12 protein-coding genes are annotated in these 12,198 nt (G+C 74.5%); 8 read left to right on the top strand and 4 right to left on the bottom strand.

Translation table 11 applies throughout. The features are described from left to right. The first annotated feature begins 69 nt into the window (after window positions 1-69). From ACZ6IM_RS28510 to ACZ6IM_RS28495, 4 genes are all read left to right on the top strand, one after another. Window positions 70-1,101, top strand: coding sequence for a PHP domain-containing protein (locus tag ACZ6IM_RS28510; RefSeq protein ID WP_052842685.1), 1,032 nt, complete (start codon window positions 70-72; stop codon window positions 1,099-1,101). 56 nt (window positions 1,102-1,157) lie between these two features. After that, on the top strand, window positions 1,158-1,814 hold the full coding sequence (locus ACZ6IM_RS28505) for an HAD family hydrolase (RefSeq protein WP_052842634.1): 657 nt from the start codon (window positions 1,158-1,160) through the stop codon (window positions 1,812-1,814). 79 nt (window positions 1,815-1,893) lie between these two features. Then, on the top strand, window positions 1,894-3,090 hold the full coding sequence (locus ACZ6IM_RS28500) for an FUSC family protein (protein ID WP_469560263.1): 1,197 nt from the start codon (window positions 1,894-1,896) through the stop codon (window positions 3,088-3,090). A 322-nt stretch (window positions 3,091-3,412) separates the two neighbouring features. Next, on the top strand, window positions 3,413-4,444 hold the full coding sequence (locus tag ACZ6IM_RS28495) for an SDR family oxidoreductase (protein ID WP_469560260.1): 1,032 nt from the start codon (window positions 3,413-3,415) through the stop codon (window positions 4,442-4,444). A gap of 68 nt (window positions 4,445-4,512) precedes the next feature. On the opposite strand, the gene ACZ6IM_RS28490 is transcribed toward ACZ6IM_RS28495, so the two are convergent. Together ACZ6IM_RS28490 and ACZ6IM_RS28485 are read right to left on the bottom strand one after the other, a co-directional pair. After that, the gene (locus ACZ6IM_RS28490) at window positions 4,513-4,821 is read right to left on the bottom strand and encodes a hypothetical protein (protein WP_052842632.1); all 309 of its coding nucleotides are present in this window, start codon (window positions 4,819-4,821) and stop codon (window positions 4,513-4,515) included. Window positions 4,822-4,935: 114 nt separating this feature from the next. Beyond that, entirely contained in the window at window positions 4,936-6,225 is a 1,290-nt protein-coding gene (locus tag ACZ6IM_RS28485; RefSeq protein WP_052842631.1) for an ROK family transcriptional regulator, read from the bottom strand. Between the two features lie 191 nt (window positions 6,226-6,416). Between ACZ6IM_RS28485 and ACZ6IM_RS28480 the strand changes: the two genes are divergently transcribed. The 4 genes from ACZ6IM_RS28480 to ACZ6IM_RS28465 all read left to right on the top strand — a co-directional run bounded on the left by ACZ6IM_RS28480 (window position 6,417) and on the right by ACZ6IM_RS28465 (window position 10,687). After that, window positions 6,417-6,911, top strand: a complete 495-nt coding sequence (locus ACZ6IM_RS28480) for an FBP domain-containing protein (RefSeq protein WP_052842630.1) — start codon at window positions 6,417-6,419, stop codon at window positions 6,909-6,911. Window positions 6,912-7,017: 106 nt separating this feature from the next. Then, window positions 7,018-8,274: an FUSC family protein gene (locus ACZ6IM_RS28475; protein ID WP_469560255.1), complete on the top strand. Its 1,257-nt coding sequence runs from the start codon at window positions 7,018-7,020 to the stop codon at window positions 8,272-8,274. A gap of 60 nt (window positions 8,275-8,334) precedes the next feature. Next, the gene (locus ACZ6IM_RS28470) at window positions 8,335-9,387 is read left to right on the top strand and encodes a hypothetical protein (RefSeq protein WP_052842629.1); all 1,053 of its coding nucleotides are present in this window, start codon (window positions 8,335-8,337) and stop codon (window positions 9,385-9,387) included. A 76-nt stretch (window positions 9,388-9,463) separates the two neighbouring features. Next, complete coding sequence (locus tag ACZ6IM_RS28465; RefSeq protein ID WP_469560251.1) at window positions 9,464-10,687, top strand: lactonase family protein; 1,224 nt, start codon at window positions 9,464-9,466, stop codon at window positions 10,685-10,687. On the opposite strand, the gene ACZ6IM_RS28460 is transcribed toward ACZ6IM_RS28465, so the two are convergent. Together ACZ6IM_RS28460 and ACZ6IM_RS28455 are read right to left on the bottom strand one after the other, a co-directional pair. Continuing rightward, window positions 10,655-11,380, bottom strand: a complete 726-nt coding sequence (locus tag ACZ6IM_RS28460; RefSeq protein ID WP_052842627.1) for a DUF2470 domain-containing protein — start codon at window positions 11,378-11,380, stop codon at window positions 10,655-10,657. The genes ACZ6IM_RS28465 and ACZ6IM_RS28460 overlap by 33 nt on opposite strands. Before the next feature lie 108 nt (window positions 11,381-11,488). After that, entirely contained in the window at window positions 11,489-12,097 is a 609-nt protein-coding gene (locus tag ACZ6IM_RS28455) for a TetR/AcrR family transcriptional regulator (RefSeq protein ID WP_052842626.1), read from the bottom strand. Window positions 12,098-12,198 lie beyond the last annotated feature (101 nt).

Genomic DNA, 12,198 nt, shown 5'->3' with positions numbered 1-12,198 from the left:
CTCTGGGGAACCCTGGACATGCCGGTGGAGGCCGGTGGGGACCGGCCGAGGTCGCACGAGGAGGTGGCGATGGACCCCGTCGAGGCGCTGGAGCGGATCGCGTTCCTCCTGGAGCGGGCCCAGGCGCCGACCTACCGTGTCCGTGCCTTCCGCACCGCGGCGGGGGTGCTCGGCGGGCTGTCGGCGGCCGAGCTGCGCGAGCGGGCGGGATCACTGGAGTCGCTCAAGGGGGTCGGGCCCAAGACGGCGCAGGTGGCGCGCGAGGCGCTGGACGGACAGGTGCCCGGCTATCTCGCCAAGCTGGAGAGCGAGGCGGACACCCCGCTCGCCCGGGGCGGTGAACGGCTGCGGGAGCAGTTGCGCGGCGACTGCCATCTGCACTCGGACTGGTCCGACGGCGGCAGCCCGATCGAGGAGATGGGCCGGACCGCGGCGGCGCTCGGCCACGAGTGGGCGGCGCTGACCGACCACTCCCCGCGGCTGACGGTGGCCCGCGGCCTCTCCCCCGCCCGGCTGCGCGAGCAGTTGGACGTGGTGGCGGAGCTCAACGCGACCTGGGCTCCCTTCCGGCTGCTGACCGGCATTGAGTGCGACATCCTCGACGACGGCTCGCTCGACCAGGAGCCGGAGCTGCTGGAGCGGCTCGACGTGGTGGTCGTCTCCGTGCACTCCAAGCTGCGGATGGACGCCCGCTCGATGACCCGCCGGATGGTGACCGCCGTCCGCGATCCGCACGCGGACGTGCTCGGCCACTGCACCGGGCGGCTGCTGACCGGGCGGGGGCGGCCGGAGTCGGAGTTCGACGCGGACGAGGTCTTCGCCGCCTGCGCCGAGTCGGGCACGGCCGTGGAGATCAACAGCCGCCCGGAGCGGCTCGACCCGCCGCGGCGGCTGCTGCGCCGGGCGGTGGCGGCCGGCGTGCTGTTCTCCGTCGACACCGACGCGCACGCGCCCGGTCAGCTGGACTGGCAGATCCACGGGTGCGCGCGGGCCGAGGAGTGCGGGGTGCCCCCGGAGCGTGTGGTCACCACCTGGTCCCTGGACGAGCTGCTGGCCTGGACGCGTGAGGGCCGTACACCGTCCGGAGTGGCAGGCCGCTGACGTGGTACCCGCCCGCCGATCAACGGGCCGGAAGGGACCAGGAAGGGGACAGTCGCATGGAACGGGCGGCCGTGTTCGACGTCGACGGAACCCTCGTCGACACCAATCACCTGCACGTGACGACCTGGTGGGAGGCGTTCCGGCAGGCGGGGCACCGGGTGCCGATGCACGCCGTCCACCGGGCGGTGGGGCTCGCCTCCACCGACCTGATCGCACACCTGCTGGGCGAGGACCGGGACGCGGACCAGGACGCCGGGCTGAGCGCGGCCCACAAGGCTCTGTACGGACAGTACTTCGACCGGCTGCCCCCGCTGCCGGGCGCCGGGGACCTGCTGCGCCGCCTCGCCGGCGACGGCTGGACGGTGGTCCTCGCCACCTCGGCGGGCGGGGCGGAGCTGGGTGCGCTGCGGCGGGCCATCGACGCGGACGACGCGATCGCCGCCACCGCGAGCGCCGACGACGTGGACGCGGGCAAACCGGCGCCGGAGCCGGTCGAGCACGCCCTGGAACTGGCCGGGGTGCCGCCCGAGCGGGCCGTCTTCGTCGGCGACACCGTGTGGGACATGCGCGCGGGCAGCAGGGCCGGGGTGCGCTGCGTGGGCGTGCTGTGCGGCGGTCTGCCCCGCGCCGACCTGGAGGAGGCGGGCGCGGAGGCGGTCTACGCCGACCCGGCCGGCCTGCTGGCCTCCCTCGGCGGGAGCCCGCTGGCATGAGTCACGGGCCCTCGTACCTCACACCCCGCACACCCCCCGTCGATACGAGTCCGCCGGTCACGCCGGCACCCGGTACCGCATGAGCGCTGTGACACACACCCTCCGGGAGGCACTCCGGGGCCGGCGGCCCCTGGCCGCGGTGTGGTGGGAGGCGTGTGCCGTCGGACGGGCCGCCCGAGCCGCCTGGCAGGGGCCGGGGCGCGAACGCGACCTGGTGGTGCAGTCGCTGAAGGCCGCGGGCGCGGCACTGCTCGCCTGGGCCGTGGCGGGGGTGTGGCTGGACGATCCGATGGCCCTGATGGCGCCCTGGGTGGCGCTCGTCCTCGTGCAGGCCACCGTCTACAGCTCGGTGCGGCAGGCCGGGCAGCAGTTCGCGGCGATCTGCGTCGGCGCGCTGGTGGCGTCGGCGGCGCAGGCGATCACGGACGACAACACGGGAGCGCTGGTGCTGTCCCTGCCGGTGCTGATGCTGGCCGCGAACTGGTCCCGTTTCGGCCCGCAGGGCATCTACACGGCCACCACGGCGGTGTTCGTCCTGGCCTCCGGCACCACGGTGTCGGCAGCCGCGGTCGGTCACCGGGTGGGACAGGCGGCGCTCGGGGCGGTCATCGGCGTGGCGGTCAACGCGCTGGTGCTGCCCCCGGTCCACCTCCGGGACGTACGGGAGAACCTCGCGGCGCTGGCCCGGGAGTCGGGTGACCTCCTGCACTCCGTCGCCGCCGATCTGCGGGAGACCCAGTGGGACGCGAGCGCGGCCGACTGGTCCCGGCAGGCCGCGTGGCTGGAGCGGCGGCTGGAGGCGCTGCACTCGGCCCGGTCGTGGAGCCGGGAGAGCCTGCGCCTGACCTCGGGCCCGCTGCGCCGGCTGACCCGCCGGCCCAAGGATGTGCCGTCGGAGGACGAGGACCGGCGGTGGAGCCGGGTCACCGGGAACCTCACCGCGCTGACCCGGGCCCTGGCCGTGGCGGCCGACGAGGACCGTACGCCCGCGCCGCCCGAGGGGCCGGTGCTCGAACTGTACGCGCGCCTGCTGCGGCTGATCGGCGACGCCTGCCACGCCGAGGGGGCTCGGCTGTTGGGCGAGCGGGCCGGGGCCGATCCGGAGGAGGCCACCGGGGAGACGATGGAGGAACTGCACCAACGGTTGCAGGAGGGCCTGCGGGAGCAAGCCGGACACGGCGCCGCGCGGACCGCGGTGCTCGGCGCCCTGCTCCTCCAGGCGGAGAACCTGTGGACCGAGGTCGTGCCCGAGTCCCAGGAGCCCGCCGAGCAGTGACGCACATCACCCCAAACCGCGACAGACGGTGGAACACCGGCCGGTCGTCCACCGTTGAACAGACCGTGGGTACGGATGGGACAGTGTCCCCGGGCCTCACCTATTGCCCACAGGGACGATCGTTCGGCTGAAGCCCTGTGGAGCCTTTCGCCGAGAGGCGACCGCCATCCGTATCCGCCCCAAGCCGCCCCGGCCGTGATTCCCCCGTCGCGGTCGGGGCTTCCCCATGTCCACCCACTCCCTGCCCGCTCCGCGCGTGCCCTTCCCGGGCCGCGGGTACCCGGTGCTCTCCGCACGGGCGTACGGCCGAGAGGAGCACAGGGTGAGCAGCGCGACGGGCAGCAGGATCGTGGTCACGGGTGCCACGGGCAACGTGGGCACCAGCGTGGTGCGGCTTCTCTCCGAGGATCCGGAGGTGGGGTCCGTGCTGGGGCTGGCCCGGCGGATCCCCGGCTGGTCGCCCGCGAAGACGGAGTGGGCGGCGGTCGACCTGGCCTCCGAGCAGACCGATCTGACCGGCCACTTCGCCGGCGCCGACGCCGTCGTCCATCTGGCCTGGGCCTTCCAGCCGACGCACGACCCGGCGACGACCTGGCGCACGAACGTACTCGGCTCCCTCCGGGTCTTCGAGGCGGTGGCCGCGGCCGGGGTCCCGGCGCTGGTGCACGCCTCGTCGGTCGGCGCGTACTCGCCGGGGCCCAAGAGCCACACGGTGGACGAGTCGTGGCCGACGCACGGCTGGCCGGACGCCGCGTACTGCCGGGAGAAGGCCTATCTGGAGCGGACGCTGGACACCTTCGAACGCGACCACCCGGGCATCCGGGTGGTGCGGATGCGGCCGGCCTTCCTCTTCAAGCGGGAGTCGGCCAGTGAGCAGCGCCGGATCTTCGGCGGCCGGTTCCTGCCGGGTCCGGCGGCTCGTCCGGAGCTGCTCCCGTTCCTGCCGGACGTCCCCGGTCTGCGGGTGCAGGCCCTGCACACGGACGACGCGGCCCGGGCCTACCGGCTGGCGGTGCGGTCCTCGGACGCCCGGGGCGCGTTCAACCTCGCGGCCGAGCCGCCGGTGGACGCCGAGCTGCTGGGCGAGCTGATCGGGGTGCGCCCGGTCCGGCTGCCCCGCACCGCGGCCCGCTCGGCGGTCGCCGCCGCGTGGGGGATGCGGCTGCTGCCGGCCTCACCGCACCTGTTCGACGCAGTGCTGCGGCTGCCGCTCATGGACTGCACACGAGCCCGGGTGGAGCTGGGCTGGCACGCGACACGCACGGCCACGCAGGTGCTGGAGGAGTTCCTGCGGGGCCTGCGGCAGGGCGCGGGGGCGGACACGGAGCCGATGCGCGGGCGCAAGGTGGGCTGATCAGCCCTCCGGGGGGCGGCGCGTTGGGTCGGCGCTCCCCGATGCCCGCGCAGGCGCGTGCGGTGCGCTCAGCCGGAGGACTCGTCGGGCACCGGATGCTCGGGGTGCACGGCGCCCGAGTGCGGCTCGCCCGTGCGGCCCGTGCCCGCCTCGTCGGTGTCGGGCACGTCGGGCGCGGGCCGGGTCTCCGCGTCGCCGGAGGTCTCCCCGTCGTCCTCGGGCCGTTCGTCGTCCAGGCCCTGCCGGTGCTCGCGCTGCTCGCGGGTGGGCGAGGCGGCCTCCCACGGGTCGTCGTGGTCGCCGGCCTGCTGGTCCGGCATGTCGCGAGGGACGGGGGCACCGCTCTCCCCCGGTCCTTCGTGGCGGTGGTCGGACACGGCGCGCTCCTTTTCCCGCGGTTCTCCTGGTGCTCCGGTCGCCCGACGGCCGTACGGGATCGTCCGACGGTCCTCGGAGCGACGTCGGGTACCTCCGCGGTGACCGGCGAAACCTCAGTGCGGTGCCCGCTCCTCGAGCGCCGTGCGCCAGGCGGGGACCGGGTATTCGGGGGCCGGTTCGGGGCGCCTGCCGCCGCGTGCGAAGAAGTCGGCCAGCGGCAGGATCGCGGCGCCGACGGTGACGGCGTCCGGGCCGAGGCGCCCCAGGTCGACGGTCACCTTCCGGGCGGGGTGGCGCAGCGCGTAGGACACGGCGTGGCGGCGAACGGCGGGCAGGAAGCGGGTGCCGAGCTGCAGACCGGCCCAGCCGCCGATGAGGATGCGCTCCGGCTGGAAGAGGTTGATCAGGTCGGACAGGCCGGCGCCCAGGTACTCGGCGGTCTCCTCCAGCACGGCGAGTGCGACCGGGTCGGGCGCCTCGCCGTCGGCCGGGTAGGCGGCGGCGAGCATCGCGGTGAGGGCGGTCTCCTCGTCGGTGCCCTCCGGCACCCGGCCGTCCTCCTCCCGCCAGCGGGCCAGCAGCGACTCGGCGCCCGCGTACGCCTCCAGGCAGCCGAGCGCTCCGCAGCGGCAGCGGCGGCCCCTGACCCGGACCGTCAGGTGCCCCCATTCGACCGCCCGGCCCTGCTCGACCTCGGGGGTGACGAGGCTGGCACCGACACCGGAGCCGAAGAGGACCACGACCGCGTTGCGGGCGCCGCGCCCGGCGCCGAACCACATCTCGGCCTGGCCCAGGGTCTTGGCGCCGTTGTCGATGAGGTACGGGACGGTGTCGGGCAGCGGGGAGCCGGCGCGCAGCAGGGCCTCCAGCGGGACGGCGTCCCAGCCAATGGTCTGGCCGTGCACGACGGCGCCGCGGTCGGCGGTGTGCTCCACGATGCCGGGGACGCCGATCCCGGCGCCCAGCAGCCGCTCGGGCGGGAGTCCGGCCGCGGCCAGCACCTCGGCGACGCCCTCGCGGATGTGGCCGACGATGACGCCGACGTCGTAGCGCTGCGGGGCCAGCGGGCGTTCGGCGCGGGCGAGTTCGGTGAGCGTCAGGTCGAACAGCTCGACCCGCACCCGGGTCTCGCCGACGTCCACGCCGATCATGTGGCCGCTGGCGGGGGCCACGCGCAGCAGGGTGCGGGGGCGGCCGCCGTCGGAGTCGACGCTGCCGGCCTCCTCCACCAGTCCGTCGGCGACCAGGTCGGCGACCACGTTGCTGACGGAACCGGAGCTGAGTCCGGTCGCCGGGCCCAGCTCGAAGCGGCTGAGCGGTCCGTCGAAGTAGAGCCGTTGCAGCACGGCCGTACGGTTGGCCCTCCTCAGGTCACGCACCGTGCGCCCGTTCCGCCCCGCCATGTGGTTCCTCCCGTACCGTGCCCGGTCTGCAAGATACCTCTGCCGTACGACCGTACGCGACTTCCCTTGGCACTTAATTCATGCTATGAACCCGCCTCCCGGAAATACGGTGGCGACTCTCCCCGTAGACTATCTACGCTAGGTGAAAACCTAGAGATCCTAGGTTGCCATTCGACCAAGGGGAGGCTCCCGTGAGAGCACTCGACGAGCAGGACGTCCGCGGCTCCTTCATCAACTGCTCGAAGGGCGAGGCCAAGCGCCTGGCCGTCCCCCGCGACCTGGACGAGCGCCCCTGGGACGATCTCGACTTCCTCGGCTGGCGGGATCCCGGGGCGCCCGACCGCAGCTATCTGGTCGCGGACCTCGACGGGCGGCTCACCGGTGTGGCGCTGCGCTTCCAGCCGGCCAGGAGCGGCTTCTTCCAGCGCAGCATGTGCGCGCTCTGCCTGACCACCCATCCCCGGGGCGGTGTCTCGCTGATGACGGCACGCAAGGCCGGAGCGGCCGGCCGCGAGGGCAACTCGGTCGGCCTGTACATGTGCACCGACCTCGCCTGTTCCCTGTATCTGCGGGGCAAGAAGGTGTCGCAGAGCGGCGCCCGCTTCGAGGAGAGCCTCAACCTGGACGAACAGGTCGCCCGCACGCTGGGGAATCTGTCCGCGTTCGTCGCCAAGGTGACCGGCTGACCCGTCCGGCGGCGCCCGGCGCGTGAGAGGGGGTCCGGCCGCCCGCGTCCGGCTACCGTCCTGATCGGACACGTTCGAGGCGCCTGCGGAAGGGAACAGCCCGAGGATGCGGGATGTGCTTGAGGCCGCGAGGACGGCTCTGCGGCGGGTGAAGTGGCTGAGGGACCCCATGGTCGTGCAGGCCCTGCGCTCCGCCGCCGCGGCATCGATCGCCTATGTCATCGCGGTACGGCTGAGCCCCGACAAGTCGGCGGCGCCGCTGACCGCGCCCCTGACCGCGCTGCTGGTCGTCCAGGTCACCCTGTACGCCACGCTGAAGATGAGCTTCCGCCGGGTGAACGCGGTGGTCGCCGGTGTCCTGGTCGCCATCGCCTTCAGCCAGTTGGTCGGGCTCAGCTGGTGGAGCCTGGGTCTGATCATCGTGGCGGCGCTGGGCGTCGGGCACCTGGTGCGCGCCGAGGAGTTCACCGCCGAGGTGGCGATCAGCGCCATGCTGGTGCTCGGCGTCACCTCGCACGGGAGCCTGGCGTGGGCCCGGGTGGTGGAGACCCTGATCGGGGCGATCGTCGGTCTGGTCTTCAACCTGATCCTCGCCCCTCCGGTCTGGGTGGAGCAGGCCGGCGAGTCGGTCGTGGGACTGGCCCGGCAGGTGCGCCAACTGCTGCTGCGGATGGGCGAGGAGGCGGCCGGCAGCACGCCGTTCCACGAAGCGGCGGCCCGGCTGCACGAGGCCCGCCGGCTCGACCACGACATCGGTGAGGTGGACGAGGACCTGCGCCAGGCCGAGGACAGTCTGCGGTTCAACCCCCGGGTGCGCGAGGGACTGCTGCACCGGGTCGTGCTCCGCACCGGCCTCGACACCCTGGAGATCTGCACGGTGGTGATGCGGGTCCTCGCGCGCAGCTTCACCGACCTGGCCAAGGAGCGCGAGCCGGAACCCCTCTTCGCGCCGGAGACGGGGGCGGCGATCCAGCAGTTGCTGTCCGAGATCGCCGATGCCGTGGTGAGCTTCTCGGTGCTGGTCACCAGCAGCGTGAGCGAGAACGCCGAGTCCGCGGAGGAGCGTCTGTCCACCGAGCTGCGACAGGCCGCGAGCACCCGGGACAGGCTGGCCGACCTGCTGCTCGACGAGGTCCGGCGCGACTCCCGGCAGTGGCAGCTGCGGGGCGCGGTGCTGGCCGAGGTGAACCGGATCATCGACGAGATGGACACCGAGCACCGCTCCCGCCGCCTCCTGGAGGAGCTGGACCGCCACACGCGCGAGCAGCGCGAGCGCATGCCGCGGCTGACCCGGCTGCGGGACCGGGCGCGCGCCGGGCTGCGCAGGCGGAACCGCGGCACCACCGCGCGGCGTTCCTCTTGAGGACGGCGAACAGCGCACGGCCGACGAAGGCTCGTGAGCGGCGAATGAGGGGGCGTTCGGATGACCGACACCAGTGTGCGGATCGACGGGAACCGGCTGTCACTGCCGGGAGGTGCGACGGTCCGCTTCATACGCACCCTGCGGCTGCCGGAGACGGGCACGCATCCGCTGCCGCCCGGGCTCGGGGAGTTCCCGGTCCGCCGGGTCTCCGACTACGCCGACCGCGTGCCCGACGCGTGGCGGGCGCGCGGCGGCGTGATGCTGCCGGTGTACCTGCGTGAGGCCATGTGGCTGAGTTTCGCGGGCACGAGGGAGCCCGCCGCGCTCCAGGTGGGGGTGGGCAAGGTGTGCGCGGTCTCGGGCCGGCCCTGGAGCGACCGGCTGTCCCGGGCCCCGCAGAACTACGTGGTGCTTCCCCGCCAGCCCTGGCTGGACGGCATCAACTCCGGCACTGGCACGGTCCGTCAGTTCGTGGCGGTGCCGCTCGGCATGGGGGCGACCGTCGAGGGCCAGGTCACCGGCGAGGAGGTCTGGGGCGGCGTCCAGTTGCAGGCGTTCACCCTCAATGACACGGAGCTGGCCCGCTGGCGCGAGGAGGAGCGGCGCCGCGCGGAGTCGGCCCGCGTGGCGGCCCGTTCCGGCGGCGCCTTCGGGGCTCCGGCACCGGCGTCGGCCCCGGCCGCCCCGGGCTCGGCCGCTGGGTACGGCGGTGCGCCCCGGCCCCTGTCCGCGCCCGCCATGGGGCTCGGCGTCGGCGGCTCCATGCGCCAGGAGGTGTACCGCGACCAACGGCCGTCGACGGACTGGGCCGAGCGGCCGGCGGGCCGGGTCTTCGTGCACCTGGTGACGCCGCCCCAGTGGCAGCGCATCACCGGCGAGGCGCCGCCGCCGTCCCCCGTGGACCGGGCCGCCTACACCCGGGCCGGTCTGCCCTGGTACGACTACTACGACCAGGACGCCCACGATCTCGCGCCCACCGGACCGCTCCAGGACGTGCAGCCGGTCGGGGACTGGATCGGCGACGACCACGAGCCCTGGCAGCCGCCCGCGCCCCACCAGGTCCACCCGCTGGGGGACGCGACGGGCAAGCCGGTGCAGGACGGGGACTGGTAGCCGGCAGGACCGGTGGAGACGGGACCGGTGGAGACGAGCGCCGCCCCACGGACGCGGACCGGCACGGGAGGGCCGTATGAGCGGTGACGGATGGAGCAGGCGGCGCTTCGTCGGGCTGCTCGGGCGCACGGCCGCCGCGACCGCGGCCCTCCCCACGCTCGCGGCGTGCGGCGGCACGGGAGGAGCACAGGCGCCGTCCGCGACGCCCACCGCGCCCCGGGCGAGCGGTGGTGCGTCGGGCAGGGAGCGGGAGGCCTCCGGCCCTCGCCCGCTCCTCCTCGGCACCTACACCTCCGTCGAGGGCGGCGGCAAGGGCATCGCGCTCGCCGAGTACGAACCGGACACGGGCCGGATCACCGGCCGCGGTGTCCTCGCGGAGGTGGACGATCCCTCGTACCTGGCGGTGCGTCCCGACGGCCGGACCCTGTACGCGGTCGAGGAGCGCAAGGACGGGGCGGTGACCGCCGTCCGGCTGTCGGACCGCAGGGTGCTGGGCAGCCGGAGCACCGGCGGCGCGGCGCCCTGCCATCTGTCGGTGCACCCCGGCGGGCGTTGGCTGTTCAGCGCCAACTACGGCTCCGGAAGCGTCGCCGTGCACCCGATCGACGCCTCGGGCGCGCTGGGCGAACGCACCCACCTGGTCACGCACTCCACTCCCCCGCCGGGCCCGGGACAGCGGGGCCCGCACGCCCACCAGGTCGTCACCGCGCCGGACGGGAGCCATGTCCTCGCCGTGGACCTCGGCACGGACACCGTGTACACCTATCGCCTGGACGAGGGCGCGGGGAGACTCACCGAGGTCTCGCGGGCCCGGACCCTGCCGGGCGCCGGGCCCCGGCACCTCACCTTCCACCCCGGCGGCCGCCACGCCTACCTCGCCAACGAGCTCGACGACACCGTCGCGGTCTGCGCGTACGACCCCGCGACGGGACGCCTGACCATCGGCGAGGCCCAGTCCACCGGGGCGGGCACGGGCCGGGCGCGGGGCACCAACTACCCGGCGCAGCTCCTGGTCACGGCCGACGGCGCGTACGCCTTCCTCGCCAACCGGGGGCACGACAGCCTCACGCGGTACGCGGTGGAGGCCGACGGCGCCCGGCTCCGGCTGCTCGGCACGGTGCCGGTGGGCGGCGGCTTCCCGCGGCAGATCGCCTTCTCCCCGGACGGCGGGCTGCTGTTCGCGGCCAACCAGCGCTCCGGCACCGTCACCGCGTTCCGCGTGAGCGCGGACGACGGCGGGCTGCACCCCGCGGGAGAGCCGTTCGCCTCACCCGTCGCCGTCTGTGCGCTGCCGCTGTAGGGCCCGCGGGCAGGAGGCGGCGCTCGCCCGGGCGAGCAGCACGTGCACCCGCTCCGTCAGCTGCGCGATCTCGTCGGCGGGCGCGTGGAACGGCAGGCGTACGTCGCCGTGGTCACGGACCCGTTCGACGCGCAGGGTCAGTCCGTGCCGGTCGACGGCGAGCGGCCGCACCCGGACCGCTCCGTGCAGGCTGTCCGGGTCGACGAGCCGGGTCAGCCGCTGTACGGCGTCGCCGTGGCAGTCGGCGAGATGGGTCAGCAGCCGTGCCTCGGCCAGGGCCAGCGGATCGGGCTCGGCGGCGGTGAACTCGTCGACGTCGACCACCACGGTCCCGGACGCCCGGCGCAGCACCACGCGGGTGGGCCGGAAGGCCAGGTGCCCGTCCGCCACGGCGAACCAGCCGGCGAGCCAGAGCCGGGCCCTGATCCGGCCCCGCACCGGGACGGGCGCCACGTCGGCGAACTCCAGCACGGCGGACGGCTCCCCGCGGGGCGCGCACACCGCCGCCGCGAGCAGGGCGCTGTCCTCGGGCACGTGCAGGAGCACCCGGCCGTCGTCGGACACGGTGTGCGCGCCGACGAACTCCTCCCGGCCGCCCTCCGCGGTCACCGCGCAGGACCACGCGGCGGCGAGCACCGAGCGGGCCTGCTCCGCCGCGGCGGGCGCGGCCGTCCAGGTGTGGCTGTCACCCATCCCATCCTCCGTTCGGCAATTCATTAGGTAAGGCTCACCTAACCTATCGGAGTTCGGGGAGTGCGCCAACCATGACACCGGCCCGGCCCGCGGTCCGGCGCGGCGGCCTCAGGGCGCGATGGCTCCCAGCAGCGCCCGCGCGCACAGGTCCCGCACCTGCGCGCGAGCGGGCTCCGGGTCCCGCAGCCACTCCAGGCAGACCGCGGTGGTGAAGGCCAGCCAGCCGCGCACCGCCAGCCGTACGTCGCCGCGTTCCCCGAAGGCCGGGCCGAACTCCGGGTCGGCGGCAAGAGCGGCGAGGATCTGGCGTTCCTGCGCGGCGAGCGCCTTCTGGTAGACGCGGCGCACCGCGCGGTCGCCGGCCGCGTCGGCGCGGTGGAAGGCGCGGTAGCCGTGCGCGTGGGCCCGCACGTACTCCAGGTAGGCGTCGAGGCCCGCGGTGAGCTGCTCGCGGACCGGGACGCCGGGCACGGCCGCCGTCATCCGCAGCATGCGCTCGCTCTCGCGCTCGACGACCGCCGCGAAGAAGTCCCGCTTGTTCGGGAAGTAGTGGTACAGCAGTCCGCGGGAGACCCCGGCGATCTCGGCGACCTGCTCGATCCAGACCTCGTCGTAGGGGCTCTCCGAGAACAGTCGCGCGCCCACCGAGAGCAACTGCTCCCGGCGCTCGCCCGTGCTGAGCCGGCGGCGGGTGCGCTCGCCCTGGTTCGCGGCCATGCCCGCACCTTACTTGACGCCGGTTCAACAACGGGTCGAGACTGGGGCGCGTTATTGAACCCATGTACAACACGCTCGCCTCGGCTCGTGCAACACGCCGC

The organism is Streptomyces sp. NPDC042336 (assembly GCF_055581985.1).
This window is presented reverse-complemented; position numbering and strand designations above follow the sequence as displayed.